Annotated in this window: 20 protein-coding genes (1 of these 20 only partly in view); 5 read left to right on the top strand and 15 right to left on the bottom strand. The window is 63.4% G+C overall.

The genetic code is table 11. From position 1 onward, the window contains the following. The 4 genes from ACZ48C_RS02780 to ACZ48C_RS02765 form a co-directional block, all read right to left on the bottom strand. On the bottom strand, positions 1-482 hold the 5' portion of the coding sequence (locus ACZ48C_RS02780; RefSeq protein ID WP_119257765.1) for a TIGR00645 family protein. It extends 19 nt beyond the left edge of the window; 482 of the gene's 501 nt are visible here — the first part of the coding sequence; it begins with the start codon at positions 480-482; its stop codon lies beyond the left edge, outside the window. A 133-nt stretch (positions 483-615) separates the two neighbouring features. Next, positions 616-780, bottom strand: coding sequence for a DUF1328 domain-containing protein (locus ACZ48C_RS02775; protein WP_023514833.1), 165 nt, complete (start codon positions 778-780; stop codon positions 616-618). A 232-nt stretch (positions 781-1,012) separates the two neighbouring features. Then, a complete protein-coding gene (locus tag ACZ48C_RS02770) occupies positions 1,013-1,210 on the bottom strand; it encodes a CsbD family protein (RefSeq protein WP_119257764.1) in 198 nt (65 codons plus the stop codon). A gap of 64 nt (positions 1,211-1,274) precedes the next feature. Next, positions 1,275-1,607, bottom strand: coding sequence for a hypothetical protein (locus ACZ48C_RS02765; protein ID WP_464782105.1), 333 nt, complete (start codon positions 1,605-1,607; stop codon positions 1,275-1,277). Between the two features lie 170 nt (positions 1,608-1,777). Between ACZ48C_RS02765 and ACZ48C_RS02760 the strand changes: the two genes are divergently transcribed. Together ACZ48C_RS02760 and ACZ48C_RS02755 are read left to right on the top strand one after the other, a co-directional pair. Then, complete coding sequence (locus tag ACZ48C_RS02760) at positions 1,778-1,933, top strand: DUF3309 family protein (RefSeq protein WP_117368338.1); 156 nt, start codon at positions 1,778-1,780, stop codon at positions 1,931-1,933. A 29-nt stretch (positions 1,934-1,962) separates the two neighbouring features. Continuing rightward, the gene (locus ACZ48C_RS02755; RefSeq protein ID WP_119257762.1) at positions 1,963-2,223 is read left to right on the top strand and encodes a YMGG-like glycine zipper-containing protein; all 261 of its coding nucleotides are present in this window, start codon (positions 1,963-1,965) and stop codon (positions 2,221-2,223) included. A gap of 78 nt (positions 2,224-2,301) precedes the next feature. Here ACZ48C_RS02755 and ACZ48C_RS02750 read toward each other — a convergent pair whose 3' ends face one another. After that, positions 2,302-2,493 carry a NepR family anti-sigma factor gene (locus tag ACZ48C_RS02750; RefSeq protein WP_119257761.1) on the bottom strand — a complete coding sequence of 64 codons (192 nt, stop codon included), beginning with the start codon at positions 2,491-2,493 and terminating at the stop codon, positions 2,302-2,304. Positions 2,494-2,642: 149 nt separating this feature from the next. On the opposite strand from ACZ48C_RS02750, the gene ACZ48C_RS02745 reads away from it, so the two are divergent. Continuing rightward, on the top strand, positions 2,643-3,443 hold the full coding sequence (locus ACZ48C_RS02745; RefSeq protein WP_119257760.1) for a response regulator: 801 nt from the start codon (positions 2,643-2,645) through the stop codon (positions 3,441-3,443). A 51-nt stretch (positions 3,444-3,494) separates the two neighbouring features. Here ACZ48C_RS02745 and ACZ48C_RS02740 read toward each other — a convergent pair whose 3' ends face one another. From ACZ48C_RS02740 to ACZ48C_RS02710, 7 genes are all read right to left on the bottom strand, one after another. After that, positions 3,495-3,839, bottom strand: a complete 345-nt coding sequence (locus tag ACZ48C_RS02740) for a RidA family protein (RefSeq protein WP_119257759.1) — start codon at positions 3,837-3,839, stop codon at positions 3,495-3,497. A gap of 120 nt (positions 3,840-3,959) precedes the next feature. Then, the gene (locus tag ACZ48C_RS02735; RefSeq protein WP_464782765.1) at positions 3,960-4,442 is read right to left on the bottom strand and encodes a gluconokinase; all 483 of its coding nucleotides are present in this window, start codon (positions 4,440-4,442) and stop codon (positions 3,960-3,962) included. 41 nt (positions 4,443-4,483) lie between these two features. Beyond that, on the bottom strand, positions 4,484-5,314 hold the full coding sequence (locus ACZ48C_RS02730) for a dipeptide ABC transporter ATP-binding protein (protein ID WP_464782104.1): 831 nt from the start codon (positions 5,312-5,314) through the stop codon (positions 4,484-4,486). Beyond that, positions 5,311-6,165: an ABC transporter ATP-binding protein gene (locus ACZ48C_RS02725; protein WP_119257757.1), complete on the bottom strand. Its 855-nt coding sequence runs from the start codon at positions 6,163-6,165 to the stop codon at positions 5,311-5,313. Before ACZ48C_RS02725 ends, ACZ48C_RS02730 begins: the two co-directional genes overlap by 4 nt. Further along, positions 6,165-7,073, bottom strand: a complete 909-nt coding sequence (locus tag ACZ48C_RS02720; RefSeq protein WP_119257756.1) for an ABC transporter permease subunit — start codon at positions 7,071-7,073, stop codon at positions 6,165-6,167. Before ACZ48C_RS02720 ends, ACZ48C_RS02725 begins: the two co-directional genes overlap by 1 nt. 12 nt (positions 7,074-7,085) lie before the next feature. Then, complete coding sequence (locus tag ACZ48C_RS02715; protein WP_119257780.1) at positions 7,086-8,090, bottom strand: ABC transporter permease subunit; 1,005 nt, start codon at positions 8,088-8,090, stop codon at positions 7,086-7,088. Between the two features lie 101 nt (positions 8,091-8,191). Further along, on the bottom strand, positions 8,192-9,787 hold the full coding sequence (locus ACZ48C_RS02710) for an ABC transporter substrate-binding protein (RefSeq protein ID WP_318911038.1): 1,596 nt from the start codon (positions 9,785-9,787) through the stop codon (positions 8,192-8,194). A gap of 353 nt (positions 9,788-10,140) precedes the next feature. On the opposite strand from ACZ48C_RS02710, the gene ACZ48C_RS02705 reads away from it, so the two are divergent. Both ACZ48C_RS02705 and ACZ48C_RS02700 read left to right on the top strand, forming a co-directional pair. Next, a complete protein-coding gene (locus ACZ48C_RS02705; protein ID WP_162911445.1) occupies positions 10,141-10,860 on the top strand; it encodes a helix-turn-helix transcriptional regulator in 720 nt (239 codons plus the stop codon). A 130-nt stretch (positions 10,861-10,990) separates the two neighbouring features. Next, positions 10,991-11,398 (top strand): response regulator, encoded by a 408-nt coding sequence (locus ACZ48C_RS02700; protein WP_245424865.1) that lies wholly within the window; start codon positions 10,991-10,993, stop codon positions 11,396-11,398. Between the two features lie 19 nt (positions 11,399-11,417). Here the strand turns inward: ACZ48C_RS02700 and rirA are convergent, their stop codons facing one another. The 3 genes from rirA to ACZ48C_RS02685 form a co-directional block, all read right to left on the bottom strand. Further along, positions 11,418-11,897 carry an iron-responsive transcriptional regulator RirA gene (rirA, locus tag ACZ48C_RS02695; protein ID WP_119257752.1) on the bottom strand — a complete coding sequence of 160 codons (480 nt, stop codon included), beginning with the start codon at positions 11,895-11,897 and terminating at the stop codon, positions 11,418-11,420. Positions 11,898-12,068: 171 nt separating this feature from the next. Beyond that, positions 12,069-13,145 (bottom strand): M48 family metallopeptidase, encoded by a 1,077-nt coding sequence (locus ACZ48C_RS02690; protein ID WP_464782103.1) that lies wholly within the window; start codon positions 13,143-13,145, stop codon positions 12,069-12,071. After that, positions 13,135-14,226 carry a YjgN family protein gene (locus tag ACZ48C_RS02685; RefSeq protein WP_464782102.1) on the bottom strand — a complete coding sequence of 364 codons (1,092 nt, stop codon included), beginning with the start codon at positions 14,224-14,226 and terminating at the stop codon, positions 13,135-13,137. The genes ACZ48C_RS02690 and ACZ48C_RS02685 overlap by 11 nt, the downstream gene beginning before the upstream one ends. Positions 14,227-14,309: the final 83 nt, after the last annotated feature.

Genomic DNA, 14,309 nt, shown 5'->3' with positions numbered 1-14,309 from the left:
ATGATCTGCTCGAGAAAACCGAGCAGCACGGCGGAGACCACGAAGGCGAGATGCATGAAGGTCAGCCACATCAGCTGGCTCTCGGTATATTGCTGCGCATTGAGGAAGATCTGCAGCAGGTGGATCGACGATATCGCGACGATCGACGAGGCGACCTTGATCTTGAGGCTGCCGGCATCGAGCTTGCCGAGGAAGGAGACGTCCTTCTCCGCCTCGTCGAAGCGGCTGACGAAGTTCTCGTAGCCGGCGATCATCACCATGAGGATGAGGCTGGCGACCAGCGCCGCGTCGATAAGGCCGAGCATGGCGAGGATCATCTGCGCATCGTCATAGACGAAGACGTTCTTGGCGACCTTGACGAACTTGTAGAGGAAGGAGACGGCATAGACGGCGAGCGCCGCCACGAGGCCGAGATAGAAGACCACGAGGATCCAGCGGCTCGACAGGATGATGCGTTCAACCAGGAGTTCGAGGGATTTCATCGCGCGGGCTCCAGCGGGAATCAGTCAGGTTCACTGTTGATTAACCAATGGCCCGAGGGGCCGCAAGACGTCTTCGCACATGCAAAAGGGCGGCGTCCGCGGACGCCGCCCTTGCCGGAATGCGCCGCTTTCCTCATGCCCTTCGGAAGAGACCTGCGATCAGGGACAGGACCAGAAGGGCGAGGAAGACGAAGAACAGAATCTGCGCGATGCCGGCGGATGCGCCGGCAATACCGCCGAAGCCGAGCAGACCGGCAACAAGGGCGATCACGAGAAAGACGACAGCATAGTACAGCATTTTCAATCTCCTTGTTATGTCGCAGAAGAAACGGAAAGCATCCGAAAAGGTTCCCGGGAACGCCGCGCAACAGAGTTGATTTGCTACACTTTCCATTCTTCCAAAACGATGCCGCCGCGGCCTTTCGGCTGCGGCGGCATGAGCGGTGATCGAGAGGGCTGCGACCGGCAGAGCATTTCGTTTCCGCGCAACTCCGGACGCAAACCGCTGCGTGCTTTTGCTCGGAATTGCGCTAGTGGCGGCGCGCCCAGTCGTCGATCTGCCGCTCCGCTTCGTCCTTGGCAAGGCCGTAGCGCTGCTGGATCTTGCCGGACAACTCGACGCGGCGACCCTTGATGACGTCGAGGTCGTCATCCGTGAGCTTGCCCCACTGGGCCTGCGCCTTGCCCTTGTATTCGTTCCACTTGCCTTCGATGATATCCCAGTTCATCTCGCTGTCCTTTCGGTTGAATGCAATCGATTGACGGGGAAGCGGCGGGAGCCGGAAAAGTTCCTCAATGCAGGCCGATATCGACCGGGCCGGCGTTCTCGGCGACGACGATGCCGTCCGCCGGCGGGCCCACCTTGCGCACATGGACCTCCAGCCGGTTCCGCGACGTCATGCGCCAGCTGATCTCGACATTCTCTTCCTCCCAGGCGGGATCGAAGGGCGCACAGCGGCCATGTACGACGCGCTTTCCAACACCCGCATCGCCGAGGGCAGACGGCAGGGCGCCGACGCAGTCTTCCATCGTCTCGAACGCTACCTGCGGCGCCTGCAGCTCCTCGCAGGAAAGACTGCCAGGCGCGCAGCCGACCAGAAGCATGATTGCGGCGATGTGCTCCATGTCACTCTCCATCTCCTGTCGGATCGGGCTCCCCATAGAACTGGCCAGACAACGGGACGATGCACGGAAAAGTTCCGATCACGCCCTGTCACGATTTCGGGAACAAAGTTTCGGCAGGCACGTTGTCGGCGCATCGCTCAATGGCGAACCGGACGAGAAAGGAAGCGCAGATGCTCGGCACCATTCTTCTTATCATCCTCATCCTCCTCCTGATCGGCGCGCTGCCGAACTGGGGATATAGCCGCGGGTGGGGTTACGGCCCGTCGGGCGGTCTCGGTCTCATCGTCGTCATCCTTCTCATCCTCGTCCTCATGGGACGCATTTGATCCCGACCAACCAGCCAGGAACCGGAACCATGAAGAAAACCATCATCGCGCTTTGCCTCGTCGCCTCCACCGTGGCACTCTCCGCCTGCTCCCAGACCGAACGCGGCACCGCCATCGGCGCGGCATCGGGCGCCATCATCGGCGGGGCGGTGACCGGCCGCGCGGGCGGCGCCCTTGTCGGTGCGGCCGTCGGCGGCACCGCGGGTTACCTCATCGCCCGTTCGGACCGGCGCGGCTACTGCATCTATCGTGACCGCCACGGTCACCGCTACGAAGCCCGCTGCCGCTAAACGGCACCACGAGCAGAAACGCGAAACGGGCCCCCGGGGCCCGTTTCTTGATGTCTTGAACAGGGAAAACGAATGACGTCAGGAACCGCCCTTGGCTCTGCGCTCGGCATCGTCGAGCTTTTCCAGAAGGTCGAGCAGGCGATCGGGCACGGGCTCGGTCTCGATGACGTCGTAGAAGGATTTCAGCTTGCGGCCGACGGGGCCATTGGGATCGAACGCAGCCCTCGCGGAGGCGGCGCCGCGTCTCTTGTCTTTACCGGGCTCTATCATGGTCTTGTTTCCATCGCTTGCCGCCCGCTATCTTCCTTTTGCCCAATATTCCCAATAGCAAGTCAGACTTAGCATGCTACCAATAGGTTTCCGCAAGGTGAACTCTAGCGGAAACGGTTCCGATACGGAACATAGCCAGGGAGAACGAAATGTCACTTTCCACCCGTATCGCACCGCATCTCGCCTATCTGAGGCGGTTTTCCCGTGCCGTGACGGGTTCGCAGACGTCCGGCGACGCCTATGTCGCCGCCATGCTCGAAGCACTCGTCAGCGACATCTCGCTCTATCCGGAAGGGCGCAGCGACCGCATCGCGCTCTACCGGCTCTACTGCACGCTCTTCGACAATCTCGACATCACCCTGCCGGAAAATACCTCGCCCTTCGGCTGGGAACGGCAGGCGGCGGCGAACCTTTCCAACCTGCCGCCGGCAGAACGCAAGGCCTTCCTGCTCGTCGCCGTCGAGGGCTTCGACATTGCCGAGGGCGCCGACATCATGGATGTGCCGGAGGACCGCTTCAGCGCATTGCTGGACGAGGCCTCGCGCGACATCTCGCGTCAGGTGGCGACCGATATCATGATCATCGAGGACGAACCCCTCATCGCCATGGATATCGAGGACATGGTGAAGGGCCTCGGCCACCGGGTGACCGGCATCGCGCGCACCCATTCGGAGGCCGTCGAACTCTATCACCGCACCTCGCCGCGCATGGTGCTGGCGGATATCCAGCTCGCTGACGGCAGTTCGGGCATCGACGCCGTCAACGACATCTTGAAGAACAGCACGATCCCGGTGATCTTCATCACCGCCTTCCCGGAACGGCTCCTGACCGGCGAAAAGCCGGAACCGGCCTTCCTCGTCACCAAGCCGTTCAATCCGGACATGGTGAAGGCGCTGATCAGCCAGGCGCTGTTCTTCGACGAGCAGGCGCGGCTCGCCAAATCCGCATGACGCAAAAAGGCCCGCGCAAGCGGGCCTTTTCATTCCGGTCTGCCGTGCTTGTCAGAGCGCAGCGACGACGATGACCTCGACGAGGTAATCCGGCGTCGCGAGCTTGGATTCGCCGGTGGCGCGAGCGGGCGTGTGGCCCTGCGGCGCCCAGGTATCCCAGACGGCGTTCATCTTGGAAAAATCGGCCATGTCGGCAAGCCAGATCTGGGCGGAGAGGATGCGCGTCTTGTCCGTGCCGGAGAGCGCCAGAAGGCGGTCGACCTCGGCCAGCGCCTGCTTCGTCTGCTCGGTGACGTCAGAACCCGCCTCGCCGACCTGACCGGCCAGATAGACGGTGCCATTGTGCACGACGGCCTGGCTCATGCGCGGGCCGGTTTCAAAGCGTTTGATATCCATGTCTCGTTCCTGTCAGGTCGCGGAAATATCGGAAACCCACCGCCACGCGATGGCCGGCAGGCCCGCCGTCTATAGGCGGACGGCCGGCGGGGCGCCAGAGGCGGTCCCGCAAATTCTCCCTCAGGATGCCAATCCCCGGAGGGCGGCGGCGACGATGGCCTCGACGGGCGCATCGATATCGACCGTCACGACGCCCGGTTCGCCGGACGGGTCCTCCAGCGTGGCGAGCTGGCTGTCGAGCAGGCTGACGGGCATGAAGTGCCCTTCCCGCGCGGCCATGCGCGTCATCAGAAGGTCGCGGCTGCCCTTGAGGAAGACGAAGGAAAGCGTGCCGCCGGCGGCGTTGCGCAGGCGCTCGCGGTAGACCTTCCTGAGGGCGGAGCAGGAGACAACGACGCCGTTGCCCGCGGCGCGCGCATCGGCCAGTGCCCGGCCGATCGTGTCGAGCCAGGGCCAGCGGTCCTCGTCCGTCAGGGGAATGCCGCGGGACATCTTCTCGACATTGGCGGCGGGATGCAGGCTGTCACCCTCGATGAAGGCGGCGCCGAGGCTTGCGGCAAGACCCTCGGCGACCGAGGTCTTGCCGCAACCGGAAACGCCCATGACGACGATGGCGCGGGCGTCGGTCACGCGCGCCGCTCGCCTCAGGCGACGCGCTTGCGTCGCTCGACGCGGGCGCGGATGGCGTCGATATCGACACGCGGCGTCGCGGCGAAGAGCGTCTTGGTATAGCTGTGCTGCGGGTCGTCGAAGACCTGGTCACGGCTGCCATATTCCACCGCCTCGCCGAAATACATCACCATCACGTCGTCCGCGATGTGGCGCACGACCGAAAGGTCGTGGCTGATGAAGACATAGGTCAGGTGGAACTCGTCCTGAAGGTCGGCAAGCAGGTTGAGTACCTGGGCCTGCACCGAGAGGTCGAGCGCCGAGACCGGCTCGTCGAGCACGAGGAGGCGCGGATTGAGCATCAGCGCGCGGGCAATCGCCACGCGCTGGCGCTGGCCGCCGGAGAACATGTGCGGGTAGCGCCCGTAATGCTTCTCCTCCAGCCCCACCTTCTTCAGCATGGCCATGGCGCGGTCGCGCCGCTCGTCCGCGGGAACCTTGGTGTTGATGACCAGCGGCTCCGTCAGGATGTCGCCGATCTTCTTGCGCGGGTTCAGCGAACCATAGGGGTTCTGGAAGACGATCTGCACCTTGCTGCGCATTTCCGGCGTCAGCGGCTCGCTGGCGATGTCGACCTTGCGGCCGTCGATCAGCATTTCGCCCGCGGTGATCGGATCGATCATCGTGACCATGCGGGCAAGGGTGGACTTGCCGCAGCCGCTTTCGCCGACGATGGCGAGCGTCTTGCCCTCCTCGACCGTGAAGCTCACGCCCTTGACGGCGTGAACGGTCTTGGACGGCTTCATGAAGCTGCCGGGGATGTGATAGTCGCGCTTGAGGTCGCGCGCTTCGAGAACCGGGGTCATCGGACGGCTCCTGCGAAAATCTCGGCGTCGGTCAGCTTTTCCGTGATCGTCGGCAGGCGCCCGCCCGTGGCGTTCTCCGGCAGGGCCGCGAGAAGAGCCTTGGTGTAGACGCTTTTCGGGGCCGAGAAGAGCGAGAGCACGTCGGCCTCCTCGATCTGGCGGCCCTTGTACTGCACGATGACGCGGTCGGCGGTTTCGGCGACGACGCCCATGTCATGGGTGATGATGATGAGGCCCATGCCGTGTTCGGCCTGCAGCTTCATCAGGAGGTCGAGGATCTGCTTCTGGATCGTCACGTCGAGCGCGGTGGTCGGCTCGTCGGCGATCAGAAGCTTCGGATTGCAGGCAAGCGCGGTCGCGATCATCACGCGCTGGCACTGGCCGCCCGACATCTGGTGCGGATAGTGGCCGAGGCGCTCTTCCGGGTTCGGGATGCCGACGAGCTGGAACAGCTCGATCGCCCGGTCGCGGCGAGCCTTGCGATTAAGGTCCGTGTGGATGCGCAGAACTTCCTCGATCTGGTAGCCGACCGTGAAGCACGGATTGAGGCTGGCGATCGGCTCCTGGAAGATCATGGCGATGTCCTTGCCGATGATCCTGCGCCGCTCAGCGTCGGACATGGCCTTCATGTCGCGGCCGTTGAAGGTGAGGACATCCGCCGTCACCTTCGCCGTCCAGGGCAGGAGGCCCATGGCGGCGAGCATGGAGACGGACTTGCCCGAGCCGGATTCGCCGACGATGGCGAGCACTTCGCCCTCGTCGACCTTGAGCGAAACGCCGTCCACGGCGCGGAAGGGACCGGATGCCGTCTGGAACTCGACGGTGAGGTTCTTGATTTCGAGAAGCGACATCACGACCTCTTCAGCTTGGGATCGAGGGCGTCGCGCAGGCCGTCACCCATGAGGTTGATGGCGAGCACGGTGACGAGGATGGCAAGGCCGGGGAAGGTGACGACCCACCAGGCGCGCTGGATGAATTCGCGCGCTTCGGCGAGCATCGTGCCCCATTCCGGCGTCGGCGGCTGGGCGCCCATGCCGAGGAAGCCGAGGGCCGCCGCGTCGAGGATCGCCGCCGAGAAGGCGAGCGTCGCCTGGACGATGAGCGGCGCGAGGCAGTTCGGCAGGATCGTCAGGAACATCAGGCGCAGCGTGCCGGCGCCCGCGACCTGCGAGCCGACGACGTAATCCTTCGACTTCTCCGTCATGACCGCCGCGCGCGTCAGGCGCACGAAATGCGGCTGGTTGACGAGCGAGATGGCGATCATGGCGTTGAGCAGGCCCGGACCGAGAACCGCCACCAGCACGAGGGCGAGCAGCAGCGAGGGGAAGGCCAGGATGATATCCATGATGCGCATGATGAAGGTATCGACCTTGCCGCGGAAATAGCCCGCGACGAGACCTATCAGCACGCCCGAGACCACCGACAGCGTCACGACGACGAGACCGATGAAGAGCGAGAAGCGCGCGCCGTAGATGAGGCGCGAGAGGATGTCACGACCGACGGCGTCGGTGCCGAGGATGTGCCCCCAGGTCCCGCCCTGCTGGAAGACCGGCGGCAGGAGAAGGAGTTCACGGTTCTGGATGCTCGGATTGTGCGGCGCGACGAAGGGCGCGAAGACGGCGACGAACAGGATCACCAGGAAGATGAAGAGGCCGATGACCGCGCCCTTGTTGCGCGAGAAATAGAACCAGAATTCGGAAAGGCCCGACGGCGGCGTGCCGCCCGTCTTGGCCTCGGACGTTGTCTGTACTGAGCTCATGGGATCGCCCTCCTAGTGCCGGATGCGCGGATTGACCCAGCCGTAGAGCAGGTCGACCACGAGGTTGACGATCATGATGACGGCGGCGATCAGCATCAGCCCGCCCTGCACCACGGCATAGTCGCGCTTGAAGACGCTGTCGACCATCCACTTGCCGATGCCCGGCCAGGAGAAGATCGTCTCGGTCAGGATGGCGCCCGCAAGCAGCACGCCGACCTGCAGGCCGATCGTGGTGATGACGGGGATCATGGCATTGCGCAGCGCGTGGATGCCGATGACGCGGAAGGGCGAAAGACCCTTGGCGCGGGCGGTGCGGACATAGTCGTCGCCGAGCACTTCGAGCATGGCCGAGCGGGTCTGGCGCGCGATGACCGCAAGCGGGATCGTCGACAGCACCACGGTCGGCAGGATCAGGTAGGTCAGCGCCGACTTGAACGCCCCCGCCTGCCCCGAGATCAGGCTGTCGATCAGCATGAAGCCGGTGACCTGCGGGAAGAAGTACATCAGCGAGATGCGTCCCGAGACCGGCGTCCAGCCGAGATAGCCGGAGAAGAAGATGATGAGCAGCAGCCCCCACCAGAAGATCGGCATCGAATAGCCGACAAGGGCGACGCCCATGATCGACTGGTCGAGCCAGGTGCCGCGCTTGACCGCGGCAAGCACGCCGGCCGGAATGCCGAGCACGACTGCGACGATGATGGCGCAGAGCGAAAGCTCCAGCGTGGCGGGGAAGAGGTTCATGAAGTCCTCAAGCACCGGCCGCTTGGTGACGATCGACGAGCCGAAGTCGCCCGAGAGCAGGCCCGTCAGATAGTCGAAATACTGGATGTACATCGGCCGGTCGAGGCCGAGCTGGTGCATCAGCTCGGCATGGTGTTCCGGCGACATGACGCGTTCGCCCGACATCAGCATGACCGGATCGCCCGGCAGAAGTCGAATGAAGGCGAACGCGATGATCGATACCCCGATGAACGTGGGTATCAGGACGGCGAGCCGTCCGAAGATAAAGCGCAACATGGGAGCCAATCCCTTCTTCTTTTGAAAAACCGGCGGCCCGAATGCCTTCGGACCGCCGGCCATTGCACGCTCTTTGCGGCGTGCCTTTCTTTTGCCCGATATTACTCGGCGATGTCTACACCGTCAAAGCGGTGAATCCCCAGCGGGTCCATCTTGAAGCCCGAGACCTTCTTGCTCATCGGGACGACGACCAGCGAATGGTCGATGGTGTTCCACGGCGCTTCGCGCTTGAAGATGACCTGAGCCTCTTCATAGAACTTGGTGCGCTGGGCGATGTCGGAGGTTTCCTTCGCCTTCGTCATCAGGTCGTCGAATTCCTTGTTGCACCACTGCGCGCGGTTGTTGCCGCCGACGGCGTCGCAACCGAGCAGGGTGTCAAGGAAGTTGTCCGGATCGCCGTTGTCGCCGGTCCAGCCCATGATGGCCGCACCGTCGCGGTCCTTGGCGGAGGAGAGCTTGAGGTATTCGGCCCATTCGTAGGAGACGATCTCGGCCGTGACGCCGATCTTGGCGAGGTCGGCCTGCATCAGCTCGGCCGCACGGCGGGCGTTCAGCATGTAGGGACGCGCGACGGGCATGGCCCAGATCTTCATCTTGAGATCCTTGACGCCGGCTTCCTCGAGCATCTTCTTGGCCGCGTCCGGATCGTACTTGTCGTCCTGGACGGCGTCGTTATACGACCACATGGTCGGCGGGATCGGGTTCTTGGCGACCGTTGCCGCGCCCTGGAAGACCGCGTCGACGATGGCCTGCTTGTTGACGGCCATGTTGAGGGCCTTGCGGACCTCGACCTTGTCGAACGGCGGAACCAGCGTGTTGTAGGCGAGGTAGGCGACGTTCAGGCCTTCCTGCTCCAGAACCTGGAGGTTCTCGTCCTTCTTCAGCTCGGCGACGTCGGCGGCGTTCGGATAGGCCATGATGTGGCACTCGCCGGCCTTCAGCTTCTGCGCGCGGACGGCGGCGTCCGTGGTGATGGCGAAGACGAGATCGTCGACCGGCTGCTTGCCGTTCCAGTAGTCGGGGTTGGCCTTGTAGCGGATCGCCGCATCCGTCTGGTAGGCGACGAAGGTGAACGGGCCGGTGCCGAGCGGCTGCTGGTTCAGCAATTCCATCTTGCCGTCAGCCTGCAGCTTGTCGGCATATTCCTTGGAGAGGATCGAGGCGAAGTCCATGCCGAGATTGGCGATGAACGGCGCTTCCGGACGCTTCAGCACGAACTTGACCGTCAGGTCGTCGACCTTCTCGATCTTCTCGATCAGATCCGGGAAGCCCATGCCCGCGAAATATTCCCAGGAAGCGCCCGCGACATACTTGTTCCACGGATTGTCTTCCTTGTACTGGCGCTCGAACGAGAAGATGACGTCGTCGGCGTTCAGTTCGCGGGTCGGGGTGAAGTATTCGGTCGTCTGGAACTTCACGCCCTTGCGCAGCTTGAAGGTGTATTCCTTGCCGTCGGCCGACACTTCCCAGCTCTCGGCGAGGCCCGGTTCCAGCTCCGTGCTGCCGTGCTTGAACTCGACGAGGCGGTTATAGGCGGTGCGCGACGTGGCGTCGAAGGTCTGGCCGCCGGTATAGAGGCCGGGGTCGAACCCTTCGGGCGAGGCTTCCGAGCAATAGACCAGCGTCTTCGACCAGGCAGCGCCTGCCATCATCGAGGCAAGCGCCGTCGCTGCGAGGAGAGTAGTCAGCTTTTTCATAGTGAGCTTCCCAGGTTTGCTTTTTTGTTCGTTGTGTGCGGACGCGGGTGCAGGTCCAGCCCCGGCCTTGCGCGGATGGAACGACATTTGCCGCAGGATTGCAATAAGTCGGCGGACAATTTTGTCCAAACGGAAAAATCCCTGGAAGATTATTCTCCACAGCATTCGAAATGCCTGCAAAACCGGGATTTTCGCCCGTAGCGCCGACGCCGTTTTTCCCTTTTCCATCATCGGCTTGCAGCGCGTGACGGGCAGAAAATGAGAGACCTGCGCTAAATTGTCCGGCAAAAGCCTTTGCCGCCAGAGATTGCGGCGCTAGATTGCATCGCGTGGAATCCGGGGGTGGAGGCCGCGTGGCCGTATTGAACAGACACTACAGGCGATACGATTTCGAAGGCGATCTGGAGAAGGCTCTCAATCGCGTCGATTTCTTTCGTATCTTCCATACGATGGCCCTGCGCCACGGCTTCGAGCATTTCGGCGTCCTGCAGCTCGCCAACGAGCACGAGACCAGCCTGCTCGCCGGCCGGCTGGTGCTGCACGACCTGCCCGCCGGCCTTGCCGAAGCCTATGACAAGCGTCACCGCCTCAACGATTCCGCCCTCTTCAAGAGCTTCTACAAGTCGACGATCCCGACGGTGTGGCGCGCCTCGGACGCGGCGCAGAACGGTTCCACCGAAGGTGCCGATTTCCTCGACCAGATCGGCTTCGACATGGCGCTCGCGGTCCCCGTGCATTCCGTCGCGGGTACGCGCTATGTCGTCCTCTTCCTCGGCGACGGCGAGGATATCGGCCGGCGCGAGCATTTCGAGATCTGCTACGAGGCGAACTGCACCTTCGACTATTTCTACAGGCAGGTGCTCGCCAACAAGGCCGGCATGGGGCTGACGCCGCGCGAGACGGAAATCCTGCGCTGGATCTCCTACGGCAAGACGGCAAGCGAGATCGCCCTCATCGTCTCCGTCTCGGAGCATACGGTGAACTCGCACACGGCGACGATCCTGAAGAAGCTCGACGTCGTCAACCGTACCCAGATGGTCGCCAAGGCGATCCGCGAGCAGATCATCCAGTAAAGCGGGAAAACGGAGCCGGGCGTCCGGTATAGCAGAGTTAGGGACTTGTTAATATTCGCGGCCTGAACAAGAGTAGCTACGGCTTTCTTCGAGGCCGGCGCCCATAATGCCAATCGGGTCACCCACCGCCATGACAGCACAAGTGCATATTCTGCTCGTTGATGACGATCCTGCGGAAAATGTCATTCTCAGCGCGCTGATGCGCAAGGTGGCGAGCTATGCCATCGCCCTGCATTATGTAGAGACGGTGGACGCGGCGCTCGATTTCATCCGCTCGTCCGGGGTGACGCTCGACATGATCCTGATGGACAACCGGCTGCAGCCGCAGGCGGACTTCCGCGAGACCGTGCCGGGGCTGCGCCATGCCGGCTATATCGGCCCGGTCGGCGTCATTTCCTCGTCGATCAGCGATGCCTATTTCCAGAAGATCGACGATTACGGCGTCGACTTCCGCATAGACAAGGCCGAACTCGATCCGACGGCCATCGAATTCATTCTCAGGGAATATGTGAGGAACGAAGCGGGCGCCGGAATCTGACGATCCGGCGCGGCGCGCGTCAGGCCGCCGGCTGCTGCTGGGCCTGAGCCTGGGCGGCGCGGGTGTGATCGAGGCCGAGCAGCATGCCGATCTGCGGGCGCGCCTTGACGAGATCGTCGATCGTGTACTGCTGCAGCACTTCGAAGAAGGCGTTCAGCGCCTTGCGCAGCGCCGCGTTGAGGCCACAGCTATCGACGAGCGGGCATTCGATCTCGCCCGCCTCGAAACATTCGGCCATGGCGAAGGAATCCTCCGTCACGCGCACCACGTCGAACAGCGTGATCTCGCTCGCCGGCTTGGGCAGGCGCACGCCGCCATTGCGGCCGCGCACGGTCTCGATGATGCCAGCCCTGGTCAGCGGCTGAAGGATCTTGAACAGGAAGAGTTCCGAAACGCCGTAGGCCTTCGCGATTTCCGGGATGCGGCTGAGCTTGTCCCCGTTCGCCGCGCAGTACATCAACATGCGCACGGCATAGTTGGTTTGCTTCGTCAGACGCATGGGAAACTCCGAATTCGGTTTTGAAGTGGATCACATATAGGACAGATCGCGGTTTAGAACAATTCCAAAAAGCGGAAAAACACATTCATGTTATGCGGCAGCCGGGAATCGACCCGCTAAAGGCGACTCTTGCGGTAAGGTTTAAGCACCGGTTGAAGCGGATGCAACCATTTACCGGCCCTCCGGCGCCGGCTGGCCGGAAACGGTCCTGGCATAATCGAGGATATCCTTCCTGCGCTGCGGCGTGCCCGGATGGGTGGACAGGATATTGGTATCGGACTTGTCGCCGAGCTTTTCCTCGATGAGCGTGAAGAAGCGGGCGATGGCCGCCGGGTCGTAGCCGGCCTTCGCCATCAGCTCGACCGAGCGCCGGTCGGCCTCGGCTTCCGCCGCGCGCGAATAGGAAAGCGCCAGCAGGCCGCCGCCCTGCACCAGGACGTCCTCGACCGCCGAGCCGACGTCGCCGGCGATCAGCATGATGAGGCCGGTCATGCCGGCGGCCCGGTAGAACTGGCGAAGGCTGTGCTTCAACTCGACATGGCCGATCTCGTGCGCCAGCACGCCGATGATCATCTCCGTATCGCCACCCGCCATCTCGACGAGCTGGTCGGTGACGACGAGCGTGCCGTCCGGCAGGGCGAAGGCGTTGGGGCCGATGATACCGCCGTCGCGGAAATTGAGATTGTAGGCGCCCGCACCGGCCGGCGACTGCGCCGCGATGCGGGCGAAGCCGTCGGCGATCTCCCGGCGGCGCTCCTCGGAAAGCTTTGTCGGCGAGAACGTCGTCTTGTCGAGCGCCTCCAGCGTGCTCTTGCCCATCAGTTGCGGCACGATGGGCGGCGTCGTGACGACCGCGACCTCCACGAGCGCCGGCACGCCCCAGTGATAGACGGCGCTGCCGAGCACGAAGGCGAGCAGCACGATGACGATGAGGCGCAGGCGGAACTGCTCCAGCCAGTGCACCATGCCGGCCCCACCCCTGCCCCGCGCGGCGAGGTAGCGGTCGATGCCCTCATTGTCCCAGGTCTCGAAGATCGAGCCGTCCGGGAAGGTCACCCGACGGGGGATGGAGCCGACCCGGCTGGAAATCTCCAGCCAGGAAAGACCGGCGCCGGCCAGCGGCCTTTCGCTCCCGACCGGCACGGCGGCGATCTCGCCGCCCTTTTCGACGAGATGCGCCTCGACCGATCGGCTGGAGCCGGCGGGGTGCCATTCCCCGCCGGCGATGGCGGCATTGTCAGAAGCCAAAATCGAACCCTTCGAAGTCCATGAACTCGGCGCCGACGGCCGACCCCTGTTCCTCGATCCTGCTGAACAGCTCGCCGACGTCGCCCGAGAAGGTAACGCCGGTATGCTCCCACGTATAGCGGGCGAGGCGTACGGCCGCCCAGGGCCGCATCAGGCCGAGGGTGAAGATCGTCACGATCACGTTGGAGATGGCGATCCAGGTGTAGCGGATGCGCGAGACGTCGCTCATCAGCCGGTGCCTGCCGTCGAAGATCGTGGAGGACCAGGCGACGTTGCGCACGCCCGCCCGGTAGAAGAGCCCGGCGATGCCCATCGTGGCGAAGATGACGATATAGCCGATGACCGCGCTGACGATCAGCGGGATCTGCTGCTCGGGCGCCAGCGAACCGGGTGTCTCGATCAGCGCGGCGATCAACGCGAAATTGGCCGCGACGATGACCGCGATGATGCCGAGGCCGATCAGCGCGATGAGGAAGGACAGCAGCCAGGACTTGTAGAGCGGCCCGAGCGGCGGATCGGTATCGAAAGCCTTGCCGCCATAGCGTAGGTTCGCGCCGAGATAGCGCGACACCCAGCGGCTGGCGAGCGGCGTGAGGATGCCGAGCGTGATGACGGAAAGCAGGCCGCCGAGGATGAAGGCCTTGAACGCGCCGCCGGCACCGCCGACGAAATCGAAGCGCACGTTGCGGTAGCTCGTGACGCGCGCGGCGAAGCGCAGGCCCCTGGCGACGAGCCACGGCAGGGCGACCAGCACGACGATGGTCGGCAGCAGCACCAGGAACGGCACGACGGCGGCCAGGACGTTCAGCACGACGAACGCGCCGAGGACGATGAGCCGGCCGACGAGGATCTGCACGCCCCGCGCATGATATTCGAAGGACCGGCCGAGCAGGACGGTGTTACCGTAGAAATAGCGGTTGCGCCGGACCTTGGCCCAGGCGGAATAGATGCCGAGCGTGACGATCGTCAAAAGCACGTTGACGATCCAGATGCCGAAATATTCGGATGCCTTGCCGGTAAAGGAAATACGATGAAAGCCCCCCGCCTGCCCTGCGGCCTGCGGCGATCCTGCCAATGCCATGTTTGCCCCCTTCAGTGCATGAACCGAGGAGGTAACGGGCCGAACGACCGGCCTATTCTTCGCAAGGCACAAATAATGTGCGC

This window comes from Shinella sp. 1A1, from assembly GCF_055379515.1.
This window is presented reverse-complemented; position numbering and strand designations above follow the sequence as displayed.

Excerpts from the sequence above, each read along its gene's own strand:
- ACZ48C_RS02775 (WP_023514833.1), bottom strand. The coding sequence starts at position 780 with ATGCTGTACTATGCTGTCGTCTTTCTCGTGATCGCCCTTGTTGCCGGT.
- ACZ48C_RS02770 (WP_119257764.1), bottom strand. The coding sequence starts at position 1,210 with ATGAACTGGGATATCATCGAAGGCAAGTGGAACGAATACAAGGGCAAG.
- ACZ48C_RS02765 (WP_464782105.1), bottom strand. The coding sequence starts at position 1,607 with ATGGAGCACATCGCCGCAATCATGCTTCTGGTCGGCTGCGCGCCTGGC.
- ACZ48C_RS02760 (WP_117368338.1), top strand. The coding sequence starts at position 1,778 with ATGCTCGGCACCATTCTTCTTATCATCCTCATCCTCCTCCTGATCGGC.
- ACZ48C_RS02755 (WP_119257762.1), top strand. The coding sequence starts at position 1,963 with ATGAAGAAAACCATCATCGCGCTTTGCCTCGTCGCCTCCACCGTGGCA.
- ACZ48C_RS02750 (WP_119257761.1), bottom strand. The coding sequence starts at position 2,493 with ATGATAGAGCCCGGTAAAGACAAGAGACGCGGCGCCGCCTCCGCGAGG.
- ACZ48C_RS02745 (WP_119257760.1), top strand. The coding sequence starts at position 2,643 with ATGTCACTTTCCACCCGTATCGCACCGCATCTCGCCTATCTGAGGCGG.
- ACZ48C_RS02740 (WP_119257759.1), bottom strand. The coding sequence starts at position 3,839 with ATGGATATCAAACGCTTTGAAACCGGCCCGCGCATGAGCCAGGCCGTC.
- ACZ48C_RS02735 (WP_464782765.1), bottom strand. The coding sequence starts at position 4,442 with ATGGGCGTTTCCGGTTGCGGCAAGACCTCGGTCGCCGAGGGTCTTGCC.
- ACZ48C_RS02730 (WP_464782104.1), bottom strand. The coding sequence starts at position 5,314 with ATGACCCCGGTTCTCGAAGCGCGCGACCTCAAGCGCGACTATCACATC.
- ACZ48C_RS02725 (WP_119257757.1), bottom strand. The coding sequence starts at position 6,165 with ATGTCGCTTCTCGAAATCAAGAACCTCACCGTCGAGTTCCAGACGGCA.
- ACZ48C_RS02720 (WP_119257756.1), bottom strand. The coding sequence starts at position 7,073 with ATGAGCTCAGTACAGACAACGTCCGAGGCCAAGACGGGCGGCACGCCG.
- ACZ48C_RS02715 (WP_119257780.1), bottom strand. The coding sequence starts at position 8,090 with ATGTTGCGCTTTATCTTCGGACGGCTCGCCGTCCTGATACCCACGTTC.
- ACZ48C_RS02710 (WP_318911038.1), bottom strand. The coding sequence starts at position 9,787 with ATGAAAAAGCTGACTACTCTCCTCGCAGCGACGGCGCTTGCCTCGATG.
- ACZ48C_RS02700 (WP_245424865.1), top strand. The coding sequence starts at position 10,991 with ATGACAGCACAAGTGCATATTCTGCTCGTTGATGACGATCCTGCGGAA.
- rirA (WP_119257752.1), bottom strand. The coding sequence starts at position 11,897 with ATGCGTCTGACGAAGCAAACCAACTATGCCGTGCGCATGTTGATGTAC.
- ACZ48C_RS02685 (WP_464782102.1), bottom strand. The coding sequence starts at position 14,226 with ATGGCATTGGCAGGATCGCCGCAGGCCGCAGGGCAGGCGGGGGGCTTT.